18 protein-coding genes are annotated in these 21642 nt (G+C 70.8%); 5 read left to right on the forward strand and 13 right to left on the reverse strand.

Annotated features, from left to right (window positions below):
* Positions 1-178: 178 nt before the first annotated feature.
* From AB0F44_RS27750 to AB0F44_RS27760, 3 genes are all read right to left on the reverse strand, one after another.
* Positions 179-2563 (reverse strand): FtsX-like permease family protein, encoded by a 2385-nt coding sequence (locus tag AB0F44_RS27750; RefSeq protein ID WP_357360236.1) that lies wholly within the window; start codon positions 2561-2563, stop codon positions 179-181.
* Entirely contained in the window at positions 2563-3273 is a 711-nt protein-coding gene (locus AB0F44_RS27755; RefSeq protein WP_357360238.1) for an ABC transporter ATP-binding protein, read from the reverse strand. The genes AB0F44_RS27750 and AB0F44_RS27755 overlap by 1 nt, the downstream gene beginning before the upstream one ends.
* Before the next feature lie 97 nt (positions 3274-3370).
* Positions 3371-4555, reverse strand: coding sequence for a GAF domain-containing protein (locus tag AB0F44_RS27760; protein WP_357360239.1), 1185 nt, complete (start codon positions 4553-4555; stop codon positions 3371-3373).
* 106 nt (positions 4556-4661) lie between these two features.
* Here AB0F44_RS27760 and AB0F44_RS27765 point away from each other — a divergent pair, with 106 nt between their 5' ends.
* Positions 4662-6488: an NAD(P)/FAD-dependent oxidoreductase gene (locus AB0F44_RS27765; RefSeq protein WP_357360241.1), complete on the forward strand. Its 1827-nt coding sequence runs from the start codon at positions 4662-4664 to the stop codon at positions 6486-6488.
* Between the two features lie 6 nt (positions 6489-6494).
* On the opposite strand, the gene AB0F44_RS27770 is transcribed toward AB0F44_RS27765, so the two are convergent.
* Together AB0F44_RS27770 and AB0F44_RS27775 are read right to left on the reverse strand one after the other, a co-directional pair.
* Positions 6495-7154, reverse strand: a complete 660-nt coding sequence (locus tag AB0F44_RS27770) for a response regulator transcription factor (RefSeq protein ID WP_357360243.1) — start codon at positions 7152-7154, stop codon at positions 6495-6497.
* Positions 7151-8377, reverse strand: a complete 1227-nt coding sequence (locus AB0F44_RS27775; RefSeq protein WP_357360245.1) for a sensor histidine kinase — start codon at positions 8375-8377, stop codon at positions 7151-7153. The genes AB0F44_RS27770 and AB0F44_RS27775 overlap by 4 nt, the downstream gene beginning before the upstream one ends.
* Before the next feature lie 129 nt (positions 8378-8506).
* On the opposite strand from AB0F44_RS27775, the gene AB0F44_RS27780 reads away from it, so the two are divergent.
* Positions 8507-9256 (forward strand): SGNH/GDSL hydrolase family protein, encoded by a 750-nt coding sequence (locus tag AB0F44_RS27780; protein WP_357360247.1) that lies wholly within the window; start codon positions 8507-8509, stop codon positions 9254-9256.
* A 299-nt stretch (positions 9257-9555) separates the two neighbouring features.
* Here the strand turns inward: AB0F44_RS27780 and AB0F44_RS27785 are convergent, their stop codons facing one another.
* The 3 genes from AB0F44_RS27785 to AB0F44_RS27795 form a co-directional block, all read right to left on the reverse strand.
* Complete coding sequence (locus AB0F44_RS27785) at positions 9556-12267, reverse strand: DEAD/DEAH box helicase family protein (RefSeq protein ID WP_357360249.1); 2712 nt, start codon at positions 12265-12267, stop codon at positions 9556-9558.
* Positions 12268-12294: 27 nt separating this feature from the next.
* Entirely contained in the window at positions 12295-13506 is a 1212-nt protein-coding gene (locus tag AB0F44_RS27790) for a multidrug effflux MFS transporter (RefSeq protein ID WP_357360251.1), read from the reverse strand.
* 70 nt (positions 13507-13576) lie between these two features.
* A complete protein-coding gene (locus AB0F44_RS27795; protein ID WP_357360253.1) occupies positions 13577-14860 on the reverse strand; it encodes a hydroxyacid-oxoacid transhydrogenase in 1284 nt (427 codons plus the stop codon).
* 139 nt (positions 14861-14999) lie between these two features.
* Here AB0F44_RS27795 and AB0F44_RS27800 point away from each other — a divergent pair, with 139 nt between their 5' ends.
* Positions 15000-15932 (forward strand): TauD/TfdA family dioxygenase, encoded by a 933-nt coding sequence (locus AB0F44_RS27800; RefSeq protein WP_357360255.1) that lies wholly within the window; start codon positions 15000-15002, stop codon positions 15930-15932.
* 19 nt (positions 15933-15951) lie between these two features.
* Here the strand turns inward: AB0F44_RS27800 and AB0F44_RS27805 are convergent, their stop codons facing one another.
* Both AB0F44_RS27805 and AB0F44_RS27810 read right to left on the reverse strand, forming a co-directional pair.
* On the reverse strand, positions 15952-17430 hold the full coding sequence (locus AB0F44_RS27805; RefSeq protein ID WP_357360257.1) for an RNB domain-containing ribonuclease: 1479 nt from the start codon (positions 17428-17430) through the stop codon (positions 15952-15954).
* Between the two features lie 17 nt (positions 17431-17447).
* The gene (locus AB0F44_RS27810) at positions 17448-17768 is read right to left on the reverse strand and encodes a hypothetical protein (protein WP_357360259.1); all 321 of its coding nucleotides are present in this window, start codon (positions 17766-17768) and stop codon (positions 17448-17450) included.
* A gap of 101 nt (positions 17769-17869) precedes the next feature.
* On the opposite strand from AB0F44_RS27810, the gene yaaA reads away from it, so the two are divergent.
* Positions 17870-18646: a peroxide stress protein YaaA gene (gene yaaA / locus AB0F44_RS27815; RefSeq protein ID WP_357360260.1), complete on the forward strand. Its 777-nt coding sequence runs from the start codon at positions 17870-17872 to the stop codon at positions 18644-18646.
* A gap of 244 nt (positions 18647-18890) precedes the next feature.
* Positions 18891-19181 (forward strand): GIY-YIG nuclease family protein, encoded by a 291-nt coding sequence (locus AB0F44_RS27820; RefSeq protein ID WP_357360262.1) that lies wholly within the window; start codon positions 18891-18893, stop codon positions 19179-19181.
* 130 nt (positions 19182-19311) lie between these two features.
* Here the strand turns inward: AB0F44_RS27820 and AB0F44_RS27825 are convergent, their stop codons facing one another.
* The 3 genes from AB0F44_RS27825 to AB0F44_RS27835 form a co-directional block, all read right to left on the reverse strand.
* Positions 19312-19998 (reverse strand): histidine phosphatase family protein, encoded by a 687-nt coding sequence (locus tag AB0F44_RS27825; protein WP_357360264.1) that lies wholly within the window; start codon positions 19996-19998, stop codon positions 19312-19314.
* Entirely contained in the window at positions 19995-20696 is a 702-nt protein-coding gene (locus AB0F44_RS27830; RefSeq protein WP_357360266.1) for a C4-type zinc ribbon domain-containing protein, read from the reverse strand. The genes AB0F44_RS27825 and AB0F44_RS27830 overlap by 4 nt, the downstream gene beginning before the upstream one ends.
* Positions 20697-20768: 72 nt before the next feature.
* Positions 20769-21566, reverse strand: coding sequence for a Nif3-like dinuclear metal center hexameric protein (locus tag AB0F44_RS27835; protein WP_357360268.1), 798 nt, complete (start codon positions 21564-21566; stop codon positions 20769-20771).
* Positions 21567-21642 lie beyond the last annotated feature (76 nt).

A 21642-nucleotide genomic window follows, 5' to 3' on the forward strand; every position in this document is an offset into this window, starting at 1 on the left:
CAACCGGGGTCCTCGCACAGGAGGCCGGCTCCATCCCAACCTGGCCCGACGGCCAGCTGAACCATCCCGAGACCGTCCTCGCCTTCGACGGTCCAACCGACGGGCCACCCCGTCGGTCGAGCCGGACTCGTGAGGAACGAACGAGTCCGTGTCGAGACCAACACATTCCTACCCGCGGTCAGTCCAGCGCGAGTCCCTCCGCGGGGCTGACCTTGGTGGCCCGCTTGGACGGCGCCACGCAGGAGACCAGGCCGGCCAGGCCTGCGGCCGCGACCACCGCCACCAGCTGCAGCACCGGCAGCTGGAAGGTGGCGTCGGGCATGATGTCGCCAACCAGGATCTCGCTGCCGCCCCAGGCGAAGAAGACCCCCAGCGCGGTGCCGACGAGAGCCGCCACGGCCGAGAGCAGCACCGCCTCGGCCGCCAGCGTCCGCCGCAGCTGACGCCGGGTCAGGCCCAGCGCCCGCAGCAGCGCGTGCTCACGACCGCGCTCGAGCACCGAGAGGCCCAGCGTGTTGGCGATGCCGGCCAGTGCGATCAGCACCGAGATCGCCAGCAGCCCGATCACCGCCCAGGTGAACACGTCCAGCTGCAGCTCGACCCAGGCGCGCTGGCTCTTGCCGTTGGTCAGCTCGGCGTCCGGAGCGATCGCCCCCAGTGCACCGGCCAGGTCCTCAGGGTCGGCACCGGCGTCGGCACGGACCCAGACGGCGTACGTCTGCGGGTCACCGGTCAGCTTCTCCAGCGTGGCCGCGGAGATCTGCGGGGCACCGTCGATCTCGCGTACGTCCAGGGTCACCGTCACGCTCCGGTCACCGACGAGCAGCGCGACCTTCTCCCCCGAAGCCTCGAACTCGTCCTCCACGAAGGCCGCGGCGGCCGCCGGAGAGATCACCATGGTGCCGGGCTTCACGGTGAGGTCCATGAGCGCGACGTCGCCCGCCGGGGGCGCCACGACCGGCAGCGACACCGGCTTGCCGTCGGTCTTCACCGACGCCATGGCTCCCGGCACGGCGACCGCGTCCGCGACCCCCGGGACCGACTTCGCGTCCCCGACGACCGAGTCCTCCAGCGGCTTCGACTCGGACTGGAGCGCGATGTCGATCGGGTGCTGCTCCGCCATCTCGTCCAGGGTGGCGCCGCGGATGGTCGCCATCCCGGTCAGTACGCCGGTGGTGAGGGTGACGCCGACGAGCAGCGACGCCGCGGTGGCGGCGGTGCGCTTCGGGTTGCGTCCGGCGTTGGCCGCCGCGAGCTTCGCCGGGGAGCCGGCGACCACGGCCAGCGCCGACCCGGCCAGCCGCACCAGGCCCGGCACCAGCGCGGGACCGAGGAGCATCACGCCGATGAAGGTGACCCCACAGCCGAACAGCACGATCAGCATCCCGGTCTGCGCGTCGTCCCAGCCCACCGCCACGAAGATCGTCGCGATGCCGGCGAGCGCCACGACCAGGCCGAGACCGATCCGGAACAGCCCGGCGCCGCGTACGTCGAAGCCCTCCTGCGGCCGCAGCGCGGCCAGCGGGCTCAGCCGCATCAGCCGGCGCGTCGGCAGCCACGAGGCGACCAGCGTGGTGAGCACCCCGAGGACGAACGCGCCCACGAGCCACGGCCACTCGAAGGAGACGTCACCCAGCGGCGCGGTCTCGGCGAACTGGCGCACCAGCGCGACGATCCCCCAGCCGAGCAGGACGCCGACCACCAGGCCGAGCAACGAGGCGAGCAGCCCGAGGGCGAGCGCCTCGCGGCGTACCGATCTCAGGACCTGACGCTTCGTCGCGCCCATCGCGCGCAGCAGCGCGAAGTCGCGCATCCGCTGGGCGAACAGGATCGAGAAGGTGTTGGTGATGACCAGCACGGAGACGAACAGCGCGATGAAGGCGAAGATCAGGATCATGTACGCCACGATGTTGACCTCCTTGTTGAGCTGGGTCTGCAGCTCGACGAGGTAGTCGTCGGTGTTCAGCCAGTTGTCGGCCTCGGCACCGGTCCCGGCGGTCATGACGGCCTGGACGTACTGGTTCTCCCAGCCCTGCATCTCCGGCCAGGTGACGTAGATCGGCGAGGACCACATCGACGGGGCGTCCACCAGGCCGACGACGGTCGTCTCGATCGCGGTCTTGCCGCTGCCGACCTTCAGTGTGTCGCCGATCGCGACCTTGTTGGTCTTGGCGGCGTTGGCGTCGACCACGGCCTCGCCGGCGCGGGTCGGGAACCGGCCCTCCTCGAGGTCCTGCCACTGCCAGCGCTTCTCAGTGGAGACCGCGCCGACCGTGATGTCCTGGCCGAGCATGGTCTCGTCGGTGCGGACCGGCTGCATCGAGAGGGCCAGCGCCCAGCCGCCCTTCTCGACGTACTTGTCGGTGACCTCGTCGGACGGGAGGTCGACCGCGCCGACGGCGTTGCGGAACGGGGCGTCGATGCCCGCGAAGAGACCCGACTTCGTCGCCGAGGTGAGTGCGTTGACCACCACGATCAGCGCGACCGCGGCGACGACCGCGACGACAGCCGCGGCGTACCGGCGGGCGTATGTCCGCAAGGATGCGAACAGCACCGTCCGCATCAGCGCGTCACCCCTTCGATGTGTCCGTCCTTGACCGTGACGATCTCGTCGGCGTACGCCGCGGCGGAGGCCTCGTGGGTCACCATGACCACGGTCTGACCGAGCTCGCGGACGCTGCGGCGCAGGTGGTCGAGCACCTCGGCCGAGGTCTCGGAGTCGAGGTTTCCGGTGGGCTCGTCGGCGAAGAGGATCGCGGGCTGGGTGACCAGCGCACGGGCGATGGCCACCCGCTGCTGCTGTCCGCCGGAGAGCTCGGAGGGCTTGTGGCCCAGGCGCTGGCCGATGCCGAGGGTGTCGGCGATCATCTGCGCCCGCGAGCGCGTCTCATCGGTCACCCGCTTGCCGGCCAGCTCCAGCGGCAGCTGGATGTTCTGCCCGGCGGTGAGCATCGGCAGCAGGTTGAACGCCTGGAAGACGAAGCCGATGTTCTCCCGGCGGAAGATGGTCAGCTGGTCGTCGTTGAGGTTCTGGAGAGGCTGGCCCGCGACCGTCACCTCACCGCTGGTGGGACGGTCGAGGCCGGCCAGGCAGTGCATCAGCGTCGACTTGCCAGAGCCGCTCGGGCCCATGATCGCGGTGAAGGCGCCGCTGCGGATCTCCAGGTCGACCCCGCGCAGGGCGTGCACCTCGGTCGCACCCTTGCCGTAGGTCTTGGTCAGGCCCACCGCTCGGGCGGCGGCCGTCATCGTGGGAACAGAGGTCTGTGTCATGCCACCGAGCCTCTCGTCGTGAGGCGTCAGCCCGCATCGGGCTGGGGGCTGATCCCGGCGTACGACCTGGGGTGGATCGGCAAGGGTCGGCTCAGGGTCATCCCCGGGTGAGGGTGACTCCGTCGGCCAGCCGGTAGGGGTTGGTCGCGACCAGGGCGCCGATCGAGCGGCGCAGCCGGGAGACCTCGGCGCGCACGGTGACGATGTGCTCGGCGTCGCCGAAGACGGCCTCGCTGAGCCCGCGCGCGGTGAGCCCGGCGGGGCCGGCCCGGTCGACGAGGGTGAGGATCTCGACATGGCGGCGGGTCAGGGTCGTGCGCCACCGACCCGACTCCGAGACGACCTCGAGGGTGCCGTCGGGGTCGAGCCGGGCGGTCAGGCTTCCCGAGGAGCCGGACGAGGTCGGCCGGACCAACCAGCCGCGCTCGCCGACCCGCTCTGGGAGACACAGCCCCAGGCCCGGGACGGTCAGCATCTTGTCCTGACGGGGCGCCGCGATCCGGTCGCGGGCGGCCATCCCGGCATGGTGGGCGACCCAGCCGTCGTCGTCGACGACCAGCAGCGGACCCTCTACGCCGGAGACGACGTGGTCGGTCTCGCGGCGCAGCCGCTCGAGCCACTCCTGGTGGCGGCGCCACAGCGACATCTCTGCCAGGCGCACCGCGCTCTCGACCAGGGCGCCGATCGCCGGGTGCAGAGTGAGCGCGGGCCCGCTGACGTCGACGACGCCGAGCAGGGCTCCGGTGCGCGGGTCGTGGATCGGGGCCGCCGTGCAGTACCACGGGTGCTGGGCCTGCTCGAAGTGCTCCGCGGAGAAGAGCTCGACCGGAGCCGCCTCGGCCAGCGCAGTGCCGATGGCGTTGGTGCCGACCGCGCGCTCGGTCCACAGCGCACCCTCGACGAAGCCGAGCTGGTCGGCGATCTTGAGGACCCGCGCCGAGCCCGCCCGCCACAGCACCACGCCCTCGTCGTCGGTGACCACCATCAGGTACGTCGCCGCATCCGCGGCCGAGGTCAGCACCGCACGCAGGTCGTCGATCACCATCGCCAGCGGCGAGCGGGCTCTCCTGGTCGCGCACTCGGCTGCCGACGGCGTACGTCTGCCGTTGCTGCTTCCGGGCTCCAAGCCCATGCTCATCACGCGGCGCCAGGAGCGCTCGACCAGGATCCGGGGTGTGCTCGGTGGGCGGCCGCCGGACAGGACGGCGTCGTGGACGCGTACGAGATCACGGGCGAGGCGCGGCAGGTCTGCTCCCGCCGGGACTGCTCCGGTCGCTGTCATCTGGCGTCCACCTCCGACTCCGAGGGTAGGTCCTCGCTGTGACCCGCGCCACATGCAATCGGCTGCAACCCTTTCTCAGGCGCCCGCGCGGCGGTGTGCTGGAGGCATGACGCAGACACTCGAACCCCCGACCCCGGCCGTCCAGAGCGGCCCGGCGCAGACCTGGCTCGCCGACTTCGAGGCCGCCCTGAAGGAACGCGACGTCCTCCGGGCCGCCGGCCTGTTCGCCACGAAGAGCTACTGGCGCGACCTGGTCGCCTTCTCCTGGAACCTCACCACCGTCGAGGACCCGTCCGGGGTCGCCGACCTGCTCGGGAGCACCCTGGACCGCGTCGACCCCTCGGGCTTCGCGCTCGAGGAGCCCGAGGCGACCGCGGACGGGGTGACCACGGCCTGGTTCACCTTCGAGACCGCGATCGGTCGCGGCCGCGGACTGCTGCGCCTCAAGGTCGAGGACGATCGCCCGAAGGCGTGGACGTTCCTGACCACGCTCTACGAGCTCAAGGGACACGAGGAGCCCCGCGGCGTACGTCGCCCGAAGGGTGCCGAGCACGGCGTCAACCGTGACCGGGTGACCTGGGCGGAGAAGCGGCAGGCCGAGGCGGAGACGCTGGGCCTGACCGAGCAGCCGTACGCGGTGGTCATCGGTGGTGGGCAGGGCGGCATCGCGCTCGGTGCACGGCTGCGCCAACTCGGGGTGCCCTCTCTCGTCATCGACCGCTACGAGCGGCCCGGTGACCAGTGGCGCGGCCGCTACAAGTCGCTGTGCCTGCACGACCCGGTCTGGTACGACCACCTGCCCTACCTGAAGTTCCCCGACAACTGGCCCGTCTTCGCACCCAAGGACAAGATCGGCGACTGGCTGGAGTCCTACGTCAAGGTGATGGAGGTGCCCTACTGGTCCTCGACAACCGCCACCAGCGCCTCCTACGACGAGGCGGCCGGCGAGTGGACGGTCACCGTCTCGCGCGGCGGTGAGGAGATCACGCTGCACCCGAAGCAGCTGATCCTGGCCACCGGGATGTCCGGGAAGCCGAACATCCCCGACCTGCCGGGCATGGACATCTTCGAGGGCGAGCAGCACCATTCCTCCAAGCACCCGGGGCCGGATGCGTACGAGGGCAAGCGGGTCGTGGTGATCGGGTCCAACAACTCCGCCTTCGACATCTGCGGAGCGCTGTTCGAGCACGGTGCCGACGTGACGATGGTGCAGCGGTCCTCGACCCACATCGTGAAGAGCGACACGCTGATGGACATCGGCCTCGGCGACCTCTACTCCGAGCGCGCGCTCGCCTCCGGGATGACCACGGAGAAGGCCGACCTGGTCTTCGCCTCGCTCCCCTACCGGATCATGCACGAGTTCCAGATCCCGCTCTACCAGCAGATGGCCGAACGCGACGCCGACTTCTATCAGCGTCTGGAGAAGGCAGGGTTCCGGCACGACTGGGGCGACGACGGCTCCGGGCTGTTCATGAAGTACCTGCGCCGTGGCTCGGGCTACTACATCGACGTGGGCTCGGCCGAGCTGGTCGCCAACGGCGACGTGAAGCTCGCCCAGGGGCAGGTCTCCCACCTGACCTCGTCGGCCGTCGTTCTCGAGGACGGCACCGAGCTCCCCGCCGACCTGGTCGTGTACGCCACCGGCTACGGCTCCATGAACGGCTGGGCCGCCGACCTGATCAGCCAGGAGGTCGCCGATCGCGTCGGCAAGTGCTGGGGTCTGGGCTCCGACACGACGAAGGACCCCGGCCCGTGGGAGGGCGAGCAGCGCAACATGTGGAAGCCGACCCAGCAGGAGGCGCTGTGGTTCCACGGCGGCAACCTGCACCAGTCGCGCCACTACTCGCTCTATCTCGCGCTGCAGCTCAAGGCCCGGTTCGAGGGGATCGAGACGCCGGTCTACAACCTGGCGCCGGTGCATCACCTCGCCTAGGGCCCCTCAGCGGCCGACCAGGCCGGTCTCGTAGGCCAGCACCACCAGCTGGACGCGGTCACGGGAGCCGGTCTTGGCCAGCAGCCGGCCGACGTGGGTCTTCACGGTGGCCTCGGCGACCACGAAGGTATCGGCGATCTCGGTGTTGGACAGGCCGCGGCCGACCAGCGTGAGCACCTCGCGCTCACGCTCGGTCAGCGCCTCCAGCCGCCCCTCGATCGCCGGCCCGGCGGTCGCGGGAGCGGAGGCGGCGAAGTGCTCCAGCAGGCGCCGGGTGGTGCTCGGCGCGACGACCGAGTCGCCGGCGTGCACGGTGCGGATCGCGGTGAGCAGGTCCTCGGGGCGGGCGTCCTTGAGCAGGAACGCCGCGGCGCCCGCCCGGATCGCGGCGAAGGCGTACTCGTCGAGGTCGAAGGTGGTCAGCACGATCACCCGGGGTGCGTCCTGGCGGCCGGCGATCAGGCCGGTCGCCTCGACGCCGTCCATGCGGGGCATGCGTACGTCCATCAGGACCACGTCGGCCTCGATCCTTCCCAGCGCGGCGACGGCCTCCTGGCCATCGCCTGCCTCACCGACCACGCTCAAGTCGGGCTGGGAGTCGATGAGCATCCGGAAGCCGGCACGGACGAGCTCCTGGTCGTCCACGAGAAAGACTCTGATCGTCACAGGGGCATCCTGGCGTAGACACGGAAGCCGCCGCCGGATGCCGGGCCGGTCTCGAGCGTTCCGTTGTGGGCGGAGATGCGTTCCTGCATCCCGACTAGCCCGAGGCCGCCCGACTGCGCGGTGGCGTCCGCGGCCGCGCCGCGGCCGTCGTCGGTGACCTCGATCGCGAGGCTGCCCTCCTCGGCCGTCACGGTGACCCTGGCCGCAGCGCCCGGACCGGCGTGCTTGCGTACGTTGCTGAGCGACTCCTGCACCACCCGGAAGGCGGTCAGCGCGACACCCTCGGGCACGGCGAGGCCGGGCTCGGGAAGGTTCGCGGCCAGCTCCATGCCGCCGGCCCGGGTCTCCTCGACGAGCGTCGCGATGTCGCCCAGCCGTGGCTGCGGACGGGTCAGCGTGTCCCCGTCGCGCAGCAGGCCGAGCAGCTGCCGCATCTCGGCCAGCGCCTCACGGGCGGTCTGCGCGACGGTCTCGAGTGCCTTCGGGGCGAGGGCCGGGTCCTGCTCGGCGGCATAGCGCGCGCCGTCGGCCTGGACCACGATCACGCTCAGCCCGTGGGCCACCACGTCGTGCATCTCCCGCGCGATCCGCGCCCGCTCCTGGGTCGCCCCGAGCTCGGCGCGCTGCTCGGCCTCGCGGCGCAGCTGCTCGTTGCGCTGGATCAGCGAGTCGACGTACGCCGTCCGGGTGCGCGCCAGCGCGCCGAGCGCCCAGGCGGCCACCGGGAAGGTGGCGAGCGAGAGCACAACCGGGACGTAGGTGCTCCAGTTGATCTCGTCCTGGTTCGTGCCGTTGGAGGCGGCATCGACGGCACCCAGCCAGTCGTAGGCACCGAGGACGGACCCGAAGAGGCCGACCGCGAGCGCGGCCATGCCCCAGCGCGGCCGGGCGTAGCGCGCCACCGAGTAGACCGCGATCGGGAAGGAGACCTGGGAGACGAGCGGATAGTCGAGGAGAAGCACCTGCAGAGCGCACGCGGAGGCCACGACGGCGTAGACGATCACCGGATGCCGGCGGCGCCATAGCAGCGGCACCAGCTGGAGGACCACGAGCACCAGGTCGGCGACGTGGCTGGTACTGGAGACGTCCTGGGCCGCGTCACCGTTCAGCAGGGCCTGGATCGCGTAGAACGGGATGATCAGGAACAGGGTGCCGGCGAGCAGGACGTCGAACCACCATCGCCCCCGCGGGCCGAGCCGCCAGGGCCGTACCAACTCCTCCACGACCCCACCGTAGAGGAGCCGAGGCGCCCACGACGTCAGCCCGGGGACGGATGTGCTCCTCAGACCCTGGGCGGACTAGAATCCACAGGCTGGCGATGGATATTCGCCGTTTGGTGCTTGGGAGGGCTCGTGGAGGCAGTGCGCTACGTCGCGATCGGTGACTCGTTCACGGAAGGAGTCGGCGACGAGACTCCTGACGGTCATGTACGCGGCTGGGCCGACCTGGTCGCCCAGGGCTGGGCCGCTTCGGGCGTCTCGGTGGAGTATGCCAACCTCGCCATCCGCGGGCGTCTGATCCGCCCGATCGTCGAGGAGCAGCTCCCCGCCGCGCTGGCGCTGAAGCCGACCCACCTCTCCTTCAATGGCGGCGGCAACGACATGCTTCGCCCGAAGGCCGACGCGAACGCGATCGCCGACCACCTCCGGCCCGTGATCGATGCCTGCGACGCCAACGGGATCACGCTGATCCTGCTCTCCGGCGCCAACCCCTCGGCCCGGCTCCCGCTCGGCAAGGTCTTCCAGCGTCGCGGCGACGAGCTCGTCGGCCTGGTCGAGCAGCGGATCGCCGATCGCGACGACGTCGTGCGCGCGTACAACTGGCCCGACACCACTCTCACCGACGGTCGCTTCTGGTCCGAGGACCGCCTCCACATGAACGCCCGCGGCCACCACCGCGTCGCCGCCCGCGTCCTCGACTCACTCGGCGTCGAGGTCCCCGAGGGCTGGTGGGACCTCGACTTCGAGGCCGCGGCGGGCAAGAAGGGTGTTGCCTACTACCGCGAGTTCGTCGGCCCGTGGATCCACCGCCGGCTCACCGGCCGCTCCTCCGGCGACGGCCGCACCGCCAAGTTCCCGACCTGGACCGCGATCACCGGCTGACCCCAGCCGAGACGGCACCTATGGCGGCCGAGACGTCACCTAGGCCGGTCGAGATGTCACTTGTGGCGGCCGAGACGTCACTTAGGTCGGTCGAGATGTCACTTGTGGCGAACGAGATGAGATTCACGGTTCGCTCAACCGTTTGGTACGTCACCACAACTGCCAACTCGATCGCCACAAGTGCCAACTCGGCCGACGCAACTGCCGTTTCGGCCGACGTAGGTGCAGTTTCGGCCGACGTAGGTGCCGTTTCGGCCGACGTAGGTGCGGTTTCGGCCGACGTTGGTGCCGTTTCCGGCTCAGGACCAGTGGCGGCGGATGACGGCGGTGACGTCGAAGGGGTCGGCGCCGCGCTGGGCGGCCAGGACGCCGGCGCCCTCGGGTGAGCCGGTGTAGAGCAGGCCGGAGCCACCGACCCAGTGCTCCCAGGCGGCGAGGTACGACTTCGCGTCGGCGGCTCGACGGCCGAGGGCGGCGGGGACCGCATGCCAGGCCTCGGCGTTCGCGGCGTGCCTGCCGGACACCCCGAGCCACAGCCTCTCGATCGCGTTCAGGTCACCCACGACCGGACGCGAGACCAAGTAGCGGGGCGCGGCGATGGGCGCCAGCGCCTCCTCGAGCGAGGTGGCGAAGAGCGTCGACTCCTCCTCGGGAACCCCGGCCAGATGGACGCGGTAGCTGCCGTCGGTGTCCACCGCGATCTCGAGTCCGTCGGCGCCGACCGAGGTCTGTTCGGTCGTGTGCAGCGCGTCTGCGACGGCCGCACCGACCGCGCCGACGGTCGGGCGCCGGCGCAACTGGGAGGCGATCCGGGTGCCGTCCCGATAGACGTACCCGACCCACAGCGCCCACAACCCACCGACCACGCCGCCGACCGCTCCCGCGATCCCGGCGCCGAGGACGAGCGTAAGGGCGAGCACGATGCTCAGCAGCACGGCGGGCGCGAGGACGGCCTTGGCCGGCAGCCGCCACTCCGGCACCCGGCCCTCCAGCAGCCGGAATCCCGGCGGGCGGGGAGCGAGCACCATCCCCGACGGCACGCGCAGCGCACCCGCCCGGCGCAGCCGGATCCTGACGGTGCGGCCGGCGACGTCGGCGTACGGCTCCCCGACCCGCCACCGCTCCCGGATCGCGGTGCGGTCCTCCGAACGGGCGATCATGCGGGCGTTGACCGTGTCGAAGTCGGACTCCGGTGGGGCGGCGTACGGGGAGAAGGACTCGTCGATGTGGCCGACGCCGTCGACGACCGAGCCGTCTTCGTCGGCGCCGAAGAAGCCGGTGTGCTTGCGGACCAGGCGCTTCCAGTCGTTGTCGCCGCGCGGGTGCTCCTCCTCGACGCAGACGACCGTCCAGTTGACCGCGACCTTGTCGGGCCGCCCCGGATCCGTACGCAGCGACCGGCCGCGCAACTGCACGACCGCCGTCGTGGTCGTGGCCGCGGTGAGGTCGACGATCCCGGTGACCGACCGGGCGTCCCAGCCCTCCCCGAGGAGCCCGCGCGTGCCGACCAGTACCCGGCAGCCGCCGGCCTCGAAGAACCGGGTCACGTGCCCCACCCACTGCCGGCTCCCCCAGCGCCCCACGAGCGTGGCGTACGCCTTCCCCGGCTCGACCACCAGAGCGTCAGCCAGAGCAGGGTCGGTCTCGGCGATGTGCGCGACCAGCGCGGCGAGGGTCGCCTCCGGCCCGGCGACGGTGGCGCCGGTGACCAGCAGGACGTCGTCGTTCGCCGCGCACAGAGTCGTCAGCACCGCCCGCGCGGAGCCTGACTGCTCGGCGATCACCCCACGCAGGTCGACGGGCAGGGTTGCCGAGGCCCGCTCGTGGTCGGTGACGACCAGCAGTCGCAGCGAGTCACCGTGCGCCAGCCGCTCGTGGTCCACGATGGCCGCGGTCGCCGTCGTCTTCGCCTCCGAGCGAGCCAGCACCCGGTCGACGGGCGAGCGCCCGGCCCGGATGCCGCGCCGGGTCAGCGAGTAGCCGACCACCGGCAGCGCCTGCTTGATCGCGGCCAGCGCCTCCTGGTCGGCGTCCGCTTCGGAGGCGGCCAGGTGTCCGCGTACCCAGTCGCCGATCAGCGTCACCCAGTCCTCGGCCGAGGGGTCGCGACGGTGCGCCTCGGTCAGGGTCGCGCCCGTGGGCAGGGCGAGCAGCCCGCGATGGTGCACCCGCAGGGCCGCCGTGGCCAGATCGGGCCACGCCTTCGCGAGCTCGGCCCAGGACGGAGCTCCGGCCGGCCGCGACACGTACCGCCGGTCCAGCCAGGTCAGGAACGGCACGCTGCCCAGGTCGGCCGAGGTCAGTGCGGTGAGCAGCTCCTCGAACCGCTCCGCGCTCCCCCGCAGCCACTCCCGCTCGCTCGGCGTCGGCGCGGTCAGCCAGACCAGGTCCGCGAACGGCGCCAGGTCGCCCTCGCGCACCACGGCCGGGATCGAGGTCGAGAAGACGATCTCCCCGAACAGCAGCCCGACCAGCGCGGACTCCTCCTTGGTCAGCGCCTCGGGAGGAGTCGCGGTCAGCCCCAGCACCCGTGCGTCCGGCAACAGCAGCAGGATCTCGCCCAGCAGCTCACCCCAGACCTCCAGCAGGTGGTGGCACTCGTCCAGCACGAGCAGCAGCGGTCCGGACGTACGCAGCGCCGAGACCAGCGCCCGGCCGTTGTCGTGCAGCCTGGCCAGGTGGCTCTCCCCGGTCTCCGCCTCGTCATCAGGGTCGCCGAAGACCGCGACCGACTGGTAGGTCAGCGACGTCAGCGGCGCGTCCAGGTCCCGCGACGAGGACGCCGTGAGACCCAGCGCGGCCGCCTGGCGCAGCCACTGTCCCTGGATGGCCGTGTTGGGGCTGAGTACGACGACCTTCGCCCCGCCCGCAATCGCATCGCGTGCCCTCTCCAGCCCGACGAGCGTCTTCCCCGCCCCCGGCGGCAGCACCACCCACGCCCGCGAACGCCCCGCGCCCCAGGCTGCGCTCAGTGCGGAGAGCGCACGCTGCTGATGGACACGGAGCTTCACCCCGCGAAGCCTAGCCAGCCCCGAAACCTAGGCCGCGGTGGCGAAGGCCGCTTCCGACTCCGGGTTGCGGGCGACGGAGCGCCGGGCGAGGGTGAACGCGATGGCGCCGAGGACCGAGGTGACCACCATGGTGATCGCCAGCGGCACCGCGGTGTGCTCACCCGCGACGGCACCGAGCGGGGAGGCGAGGCCGCCGCCGAGGAACATGATCCCGCCCATCAGCGCCGAGCCGGCGCCGACCGAGGGACGGGCCTGCTCGATGGCCAAAGCGCCGGTGTTGCCCATGATCAGGCCGACGCAGGTGGTGACGACCAGGATCGGCAGCAGGATGAGCGCCTTCGGCACCGGCAGCAGCGCGACCACGAGCACGAACATCGCGCCGATGGCGAGCACCGGCTGCGCCGACCGGACGATCTGCGCCGGATGCACCTGGCGCTTGGCCAGCCGCGCCGAGAAGAGCCCTGCGATGGTGAGGAAGGCGGCGTTGACCGCGAACCCGATGCCGTAGACCGCCGCCGACGTGCCGATCACCGACTGGTAGAGGAACGAGGAGGAGGAGACGTACGTCATCAGGGTGGCGAACGTGAGCGACTGCGTCAGCGTGTAGCCGAGGAAGGCGGGCTTGGCGAGGAGACGGCCGAGGTCGGCGTACTCGACCCGGCTGGTCCGGCGCTCGGCCGGCAGGCTCTCCCGGATCACCAGCAGCACGCAGACGACCTGCGCGACGGCGATCGCGGCCACGATGCCGAGCACGCCGCGCCACGGTACGAACCCGGCGATGGCGCCGCCGATCACCGGGGCCAGGATCGGCGCGATCCCGCTGATCGACATCATGATCGACATCGCCCGGGCGGCGGCGAAGCCGTGGAGTACGTCGGCCACGATCGCCCGCGCCATCACGATCCCCGCGGCGGCGGCGAGCGCCTGGATGAAGCGGGCGGTGATCAGCAGCTCGACGGTGGGTGCCAGCGCGGCCAGCACCCCGGCCGCCGCGGCCACGACCGAACCGATCAGCAGCGGCTTGAGCCGTCCGAAGCGGTCGGAGATCGGCCCCCAGGCGATCTGTCCGAGCGCGAGCCCGATCAGGAAGGCGGTGAGGGTCAGCTGCACGTTGCTCGCCGCGGCGCCGAGGTCGGCGCCGATCTGCGGGAAGGAGGGTAGGTAGAAGTCGATCGCAAGCGGCGCGGATGCCGAGAGCAGGGCGAGCGCGAGCAAGAGCCGCGGCGGGACTGACGTCACCGAGTGAACCTCCGGAGAGTTTGGTTGAAGAAGACAACCAACCGAACGCCGTGGTCCCGCCGGGCATTCCTCACCAGAGCGTGATGGACCTCTCGAAGATCCCGGTCAGGTCCTCCGCCGACGGCTGCTTCGGCGCGGTGGCGAGCAGCCGCTGCTGCTTGAGCGCCCCCTCGACCAGGTCGGGGATGTCACCGGCGACGTAGCCGACCTCGCCGATCCCGGCCGGGATCCCGATGTCCCGCATCAACTCGCTCAGCACCCGAGGCAGCACATCACGCGGCTCCTCCTTCGACTCGTCGAAGCCGGGCGCCAGCAGCCGGGCCGCACGGAGGTGTCGCTCGGGGGCGGCGTCGAAGGTGTAGCGGAACGCCTCCGGAGCGGTCAGCGAGACCGCCATCCCGTGCGGCACCATCGCCTCGCCACCGGGGTAGTCCTTGGGGTGGAAGTCGCGCACCCGCCCGGCGATCGGGTAGGCGCAGGCGTGCGGGATGTGCACGCCGGCGTTGCCGAAGCCCAGGCCCGCGAAGGTCGCCGCGAAAGCCATGTCACCGCGCGCGAGGGTGTCGTCGCCGTTCGCGACCGCCTGCCGGAACGAGCCGGCCAGCAGGGACAGCCCCTTCTCCGACCACATGTCGGAGATCGGGTTGGCGCCGCAGTAGGGCACCCGCTGAGCGGGCTCCTTACGGTCGTAGGAGGTGTAGGGCCGGGCCGTGTAACTCTCCAAGGCGTGGCACAGGATGTCCATCCCGGACGCGGCGGTCACCCCGGCGGGCTGGGTCATCATCAGGTCGGGGTCGACGACGGCCAGCGTCGGGCGCAGGCGCGCGTGCGAGATCCCGGTCTTCACCTTGAGCGACAGCACGTCGAGCACGCACACGGTCGTCGACTCCGCCCCGGTCCCGGTGGTGGTCGGCACCGCGACCAGCGGCAGCAGCGGGTTGGCCGGCGCGAGCCCGCGACCCACCGGCGCGTTGAGGTAGTCCATCAGGTCGCCGTCGTTGGTGGTCAGCAGGTTGACCGCCTTCGCGGTGTCGATGCTCGACCCGCCCCCGACCGCCACGATCGCGTCGAACGGCCCGTTCTCGCGGGCGAACTCGACCGCCTCACGCATGCTCTCGTCGGTCGGCTCGACATGGACGCCGTCGAAGACGACGGCAGTGACGTCGTACGCCTTCATCTGCTCGGCCACACGCTGCGGCAGCCCGGTCGCGGAGATGCCGGGATCGGTCACCACGAGGGCGCGGCGGGCGCCCAGCGACGCGAGGTCGTAGCCGATCTCGGCCGATGCGCCGGTGCCGAACTTGAGCTGCGGGGAGCCATAGGTGAAGACGGTCTCGGGTGTGGCGTGCGTCATGAGGCGCACGATATCGACCGGCTCCCACCCGTATCACCAGTCGGAGTGCACAAACGTCTCGTGAGACACCCGTGGTCTTAAGTCATGTATTTCACTAGACTTTATTCAGATCAGTCGACGCTGTCAGAGGAGACCACGCATGACCATCACTGAAGCATCACCCGTCAACGAGCTCACCGTCCACAAGGTCGGCGGCCGGATCGGCGCCCGCATCGACGGCGTCACCCTTTCCGGAGACCTCCCTGCCGAGACGATCGCCGAGATCCGGGCCGCGATCCTGGCGAACAAGGTCGTCTTCTTCCGCGGCCAGGACCATCTCGACGACCGCGCGCAGATCGCGTTCGGCGAGCGCCTGGGTCCGCTGACGACCGCCCACCCGACCGTGAACACCGGCAGCGCCCGCGTCCTGACCCTCAAGGCCAACCGCGGCATGGCCGCCAACTCCTGGCACACCGACGTCACCTTCGTCGACCGGCCGCCGGCGTTCTCGATCCTGCGCGGTGCGGAGATCCCCGAGTACGGCGGCAACACCGTCTGGGCCAACACCGCCACCGCCTACGAGCGGCTCCACCCCCAGCTCAAGGCGCTGGTCGACAACCTGTGGGCGGTCCACTCCAACGACTACGACTACGTACGCCCCGACACGCCTGCGTCCACCGACGACGTGGCCGCGCGCAAGCGTGAGGAGTTCGTCTCGACGATCTACCGGACCGAGCACCCGGCGGTCCGGATCCACCCCGAGACCGGCGAGCGCGCGCTCGTCCTGGGCCACTTCGTCAAGCACTTCAGCGGCCTGAACCAGAAGGAGAGCGCGATCCTCTTCAACCTGCTCCAGGACCGGGTCACCGCCCTGGAGAACACCGTCCGCTGGCACTGGCAGCAGGGCGACGTCGCGATCTGGGACAACCGCGCCACCCAGCACTACGCCGTCGCCGACTTCGACGAGCTGCCGCGCGAGGTGCGCCGCATCACCGTCCAGGGTGACGTACCCGTCTCGATCGAGGGCGAGCACAGCCGGGTGATCGAGGGCTCCGCCGAGGTCTACAACCGCCTCGACGAGCTGATCTCCTGACCGACGTACGTCCGGGAGGTCAGGCGAGGGTGAAGCTGACCTTCCGGGCGACGACGTCGGCCGTCTCCAGCCGCACCTCGACCTCCTCGCCGAGCGGGAGGGCCGTCGCGCCGGTGACTCGGGCCTCGATGGCCGGCTCCTCGACCGTGATCGAACCCTTCTGCTTGTCCTCGTCGTCGACCTCGACGACGACCGCGGCGAAGGTCTCCCCGACTCGCTGGGACAGCAGCCCGGCCTCGACCAGGTCGACGACGCCGCGCTCGTAGGCACCGCTGGTGCGCGAAGAGGCGCGCATCGTCTCCGGGAGGGTCTTGAACGCGCTGGTGACCCAGTCGGGCACCGGCTGGTCGGCGCAGAGCGCCAGGCAGACCTCGCCGGCGTAGCGGTCGATCAGCCGGCGCAGCGGAGCGGTCACGTGCATGTACTCGTTCGCCAGCGCCGAGTGCTCGGTCAGCTCGGGGAGCTCGCCGTTGAACGAGGCGTACCCGCTCCCGCGCAGCAGCCGGGTGCACGCGATCGCCATCGCAGCGTGCTTGCCGTTCTTGCCGTCGAGCGAACGGATGAAGTCGGGGTAGAGCATCTCCGCGGGCCACTCCAGCCCGAGCGCACGAGCGGTGCGGTGCAGCCGCTGTACGTCTCGGGGGTCGGGCTCGGGGAGGGTCCTGAGGAGTCCGACCCGGGCGTAGACCATCAGGTCCGCCGCCGCGAACCCGGTGAGCAGCGAGATCTGGGCGTTCCAGTTCTCGACGGGCAGCAGGTCGCGGTATTCCAGCGACCAGTGGTCGCCCTCGACCGAGATCTCCTGGTCACGCAGCGGCAGGTTGACCCCGCCGCGAGCCGCCTCGAGGGCGATCCGCTTCTCGCCGATCTCCTTCAGCAGCTGGAGCGACTCGCCAATCCGGTGGTCGAGCTTCTCGAGACCCGCGAACCCATCACCGTCGAACATCTTCTGCACGCCGTCGTAGGAGAGCTTGGCCCGCGACCTGACCAGCGCGCGCTCGACGACGGTGTCGGTCCCCTCGCCGGTCGCGTCGAGCTTGTGGGTCCACAGCAGGGCGGGACGTACCTGGTCCGGGAGCAGCGAGGCGGCGTCCTCGGAGAGCACCTTGGGGTGGAGCGGGATCTTCGCATCAGCGGCGTAGAGCGTCTCTCCGCGCTTGTTGGCCTCCAGGTCGATCGGGTCGCCGGGCGCCACGAAGGCGGCCACGTCGGCGATCGCGTAGTGCACCACGTAACCGTCGCCGTCGCGCTCCAGGTGGAGCGCCTGGTCGAGATCCATCGACGTCTCGGGGTCGATCGTGACGAACGGCAGGTCGGTGCGGTCGAGCTCCGGGAGCCTGGGGTTGGCCGCGGCGGCGGCCGCAGCCTCCTCCACCTCCGGCGGGAACTCGGCGGTCACCTCCAGCTCGGCCTGGAGCGCGGCGATGCCGTCTCGGAGCGTGGTGGCGGCGACACCGTTGTCGGCACTGGCGACCCGGATGATGCGTGCGGAGCCCATGGCCAGAACTGTAGTGGCTACTTCTTCTTCGAGGCCTTGTACGTCTTGTGCAGCGCGGCGGCTTCCTTGCCGAACGCCTTCGGGTTGCCCTTGAAGGCGCCGAACTGGTCCCACAGGCCCTTCGTGGACCCGTGGCTCGCCTTCGCCGACCTGTCGATCCGGGCCACCGCCCGGCGCTGGGAGGAGGTCAGCGAACGCCTCGCCCGGAGATGTTCCGAGCGCGCCCGGGCCTTCTTCGAGAAGTCGTGGATAAGCCAGAACAGCCCGACGATGATGACCACGACCAAGAAGCCGCCGAGGTTGGGCCCGGCGGTCGACTCGGCGGCGAGAACGATCATGACTGGAACGTAAGCTCGCTCGTTCTCCCAGGTCACGGGCGCTTTGAAAGATACCCAATCCTCGATTCGGCCATCCTGGTCCCGGGCGGCACGATAGTCCCGTGCTGATCCTGCTGCCGCCCTCGGAGGGCAAGACCGCGGCCGTACGCGGCAACCCGCTCGCGCTCGACGACCTCCGCCTCCCGGTGCTCAACCCGGCCCGGGCCAAGGTCATGGACGCGCTCGTCGAGCTCTGCGCCACGCGCCCGGACGAGGCCGTCGACATCCTCGGCATCCCGAAGACCCAGCCCGAGCTCGTCACCTTGAACGCCGGGCTGAGCGACGCCCCCACCGCGCGTGCCGACCGGATCTACACCGGCGTCCTCTACGACGCCCTCTCCCCCGCGACCCTGTCGCCCGCCGCCAAGCGCCGCGCGACCAGCCGAGTCATGGTGACCAGCTCCGTGTTCGGTCTCGTCGGCCTCGCCGACCGCATCCCCGCGTACCGCCTCTCGGGCGACACCACCCTCCCCGGCATCGGCGGCATCCAGTCCCACTGGCGCGCCCACCTCGGCGCTGGTGTGTCCGAGGCCCTAGGCGACGGCCTGCTCGTGGACCTCCGGTCCGGGACGTACGCCGCCTTCTGGCGCCCCGACGAGGTCGCCGCCCGCACCGCCACCGTCCGTGTCCTCCACGAGCACAACGGCCAGCGCAAGGTCGTCAGCCACTTCAACAAGGCCACCAAGGGCCGCCTCGTCCGAGCCCTCCTCGAGTCCGGCGCCAACCCCCGCACCCCCGCCAAGCTCGCCGAAGCCTTCCGCGACCTCGGCTGGACCGTCGAGACCGCCCCCGCCACCAAGACCGGCACCCAGCTCGACATCGTCGTAGCCGAGATCTGAGTCCCGGTCCGCCCGTTCGGCCATATAGCGACTGTGTTGGTCTCGACACGCCTCCGCCTAGCGGCTCCGGCGGCTCGACCAGCGAGGCACCCGCTGACCGAGCCGCGAGCGCCGACCATCAGCCACACCCGGCGACTCGACCAGCGATTTCTCCGTCGGTCGAGCCGCGAGCGCCAGCGAGCGTGTCGAGACCAACACGGTCACCTGCGGCGAAACTGTCGGTGGTCGCGCCCAGAATCGGGCCATGCCTTACATGTACATTCTCCGTTGCCGCGATCACATGCTCTACGTCGGAAGCACTTTCGACCTGGAGAAACGCATCGCCGAGCACAATGCCGGCCTCGGCGCCGAGTTCACGGTTCGACGTCTGCCGGTCACCCTGGCGTACGCCGAAGAGCATCAGACGATGGCCGATGCCTACCGACGTGAGAAACAGGTCCAAGGGTGGAGCCGGGCCAAGCGCGAAGCCCTGATAGCCGGGAACCTCGACCGGCTGCACGACCTCGCTCGCCGTCGTGGCAAACGGTCGCCATAGGGACCGTGTTGGTCTCGACACGCCTCCGCCTAGCGGCTCCGGCGGCTCGACCAGCGGACCGGCGGAGCAACCGTCGGTCGAGCCGCGAGCGCCAGCGAGCGTGTCGAGACCAACACGGTCACCCGCCGCGTCAGAAGGTGTTGGCGGCGAAGTGGTCGCGGGAGACGGGGAGGCCGTTGAAGAGACGCATGGAGGCGCGGCCGTCGGAGAAGAAGGAGACGACGGTGGCGGAGGCGGGCGAGAGCTCCATGTTGAAGACTCCGCCGATCGGGGCTCCCAGTGCGTGAGCGACGATCAGCTTGATAGGCGAGACGTGTGAGGTGACCACGACGGTCTCGCCGGCGTGCGCCTCGAGCACCCGCGAGAGACCGTCGAGCACGCGCGCCTGAGCCGAGTCGAAGGACTCGCCGCCCGGCGGCGCGACCTCGGTCGCGCCCATCCACGTCTTCATCTCGTCGGGAAACTGCTGGGCGACCTCACCGAACGTGAGCCCCTCCCACTCCCCGAACTCGATCTCCGCGAAGGCGGGCTCTTCGACCAGGCGGGCACCGAGCGCACCGGCGACGATCTCACCGGTCTCGACGGTGCGCAGGACGGGCGAGGTCACGACGGTCGAGACCGAGGGCGCGAGCGGCTTGAGCCACTCCGCGGTGAGCATCACCTGCTCGCGGCCCTCCTGGGTCAGCGGCGGGTTGTCGCCGCCGAGGCCGCCGGAGAACGCCTTGGCGGCGGTGTGCTTGGTGACCCCGTGGCGTACGAGGACCAGGGTCGTCGCGACCGCGCCGGCACCCCAGCCGCGCGGCTCTTTCGAACTCACAGACCCGACTCGGCGGTGCGGACCAGGATGCGGGAGCACTCCTCGCAGCGCACGACCTCGTCGGCGGCGAGGCCGCGGATGCGGGAGATCTCGGCCGGGTCGAGCTGGAGGTTGCAGCCGCCGCAGCGGCGGGCGCGCAGCTCGGCGGCACCGACACCCATCTTCTCGCTCAGTCGCGAGTAGAGGGCGAGCAGGTCGTCGGGGATGCCCTCGAGGGCCGGCGTCCGCTCCTCGGCGACCCCGGCGAGCTCGCCGTCGATCTTCGAGGTCTCGACGTCGACGGAGTCGACCGCGACCGCGAGCTTCTCCGTGATCTCGGCGAGCTCGGCCTCGAGCCGGGTCACGCTCGCCTGAGCCTCCTCGAGCTGCTCCATGACTTCGAGCTCCTCATCCTCGAGCACCGAGATCCGGCGGTCGAGGGTGGCCAGCTCGTGCTGCATGCGCTCGAGGTCCTTGGCGCTGCTGATCGCTCCGGAGTCCATCCGCTCCTGGTCGCGCCGGCGGCGGGTCTTGACCGCCTCGACGTCGGCGTCGGCCTTCTTCTGCACCCGCTCGAGGTCGTCGCGGATGACCCGCGCGTCGCGTACGGCATCGTCGGTGGTCTTCTTCGATGCCTGCAGCTCCGCCACGACGGCGGCCTGCGGCAGATGCGCACGGCGGTGGCGCAGCTGGAGCGCACGCGAGTCCAGCTCACACACGTCGAGCAGCTTCACCTGGGCGAACGGGTCGGCTTTCAGCGGATTCTCCTCAGTTGTTCACACACGATTTTCTTACAGACGCAGCGTCCACGGGTCGGTGACGATCTGGCTGACCCGGGCCTCCACCGTATCTCCCAAAGCCTCGTTCAGTCGCCTCGCCAGGACAGGCAGCCAGGTCCACTCCGCCGCCCAGTGCGGGATGTCGATCAGCGCACCGCCCTTCTCGAGGAACTCCGAGGCCGGATGGTGGCGCAGATCGCTGGTCACATAGACGTCGTACGCAGCCACCTGGTCGAGCAGGAAGTCACCCGCGCCACCACACAGCGCCACCGAGGACACCGGCCGGTCGAGGTCGCCGGCGACCCGGATCCCGGCCGCGGTCGCGGGCAGCGCGGCCGCCACAGACGCGGCGAAGGCGCCCAGCGTGGTCGGCTCCACTGTCCCGGCCCGGCCCGTCCCGACATCGTCGGTGAGCCCCGGCACCAGCGGCCGCAGCGAGCTCAGCCCGAGGGCGAGCGCCAGCGACTCCGAGACGCCGCCGAGGGCCTGGTCGGCGTTGGTGTGGGCGGTGAGCAGCGCGCACCGCGCGGAGACGAGCGTCGAGAGCGTACGCCCTTTGGGGGTCGTCGCGGCGAAGCCGTGCACACCCTTCAGGAAGAGCGGATGATGGACCACGACCAGGTCCGCACCCCACGCGGCCGCCTCCTCGGCGACCGGGAGGGTCGGGTCGACGGCGAGAAGCACCTTCGAGACGGGCTGCGAGGGCTCTCCCCAGACCAGCCCGACAGCATCCCATTCGTCGGCGGTGGCGGGCGGGTACCAGTCGTCCAGCAACGAGGTGACGGTGGACAGAGTGGACGGGGTCGGCATGGGGTAAACCCTAGATCCCGCGACCGGGGCCGCACTCAGCGGCGGCGACGTACACGAAATCAAGTTCGTAACCGTT

The sequence above is a fragment of the Nocardioides sp. NPDC023903 genome (genome assembly GCF_040639295.1).
In the GTDB taxonomy this organism is placed as follows: domain Bacteria; phylum Actinomycetota; class Actinomycetes; order Propionibacteriales; family Nocardioidaceae; genus Nocardioides.